The organism is Lentzea albidocapillata (genome assembly GCF_000719115.1).
In the GTDB taxonomy this organism is placed as follows: Bacteria; Actinomycetota; Actinomycetes; order Mycobacteriales; family Pseudonocardiaceae; genus Lentzea; species Lentzea albidocapillata.
This window is the reverse complement of the sequence record NZ_JOEA01000079.1, coordinates 1-427: the sequence shown is the minus strand read 5'-3', so window position 1 is coordinate 427 and position 427 is coordinate 1. Positions and strand designations below refer to the sequence as shown.

Genomic DNA, 427 nt, shown 5'->3' with positions numbered 1-427 from the left:
ATCCCGAGGCCGCGCTGCTGCACTTCGCACAGTCCGCGACCACCGAGGAGTCGGCGGTGCTGCGCCGGGCGTTCCGCAGGAAAGCCGCCGGAAAATGACTGTCGCGCTGGCGCTGCTGCTCGGATCCATCACGATGGGCTGGCTGGCACCGCGCCTGCTGCGGCGGCTCAGCGACCCGGTGGTCGCCGTCGTCGCCTGGTTCACCTCGATCGCCGCGGTCATGACGACCTCAGCCGTTGCCATGGTGCTGCTCCTGCTGCCCGAGCACGGCCTCGCCTCCCTCGACACCCTGCACCACTGCTGGGAGTCGGTGCGCCACGGCACTACGCCCACGATCGAAGTGATCAGCGGCCTCACCGGCGGCGCTCTGCTGACCGCTCTGCTCGTTCGGTTCGCGATCGTCGGTGCACGCAGCGCTCGGCAACGA

The 427-nt window shown here is 69.8% G+C and carries 1 pseudogene; it reads left to right on the top strand.

The features are described from left to right. Positions 1 to 94: 94 nt before the first annotated feature. Positions 95 to 427 (top strand): annotated as a pseudogene (locus IG04_RS0141880) (M56 family metallopeptidase); the annotation flags it as partial.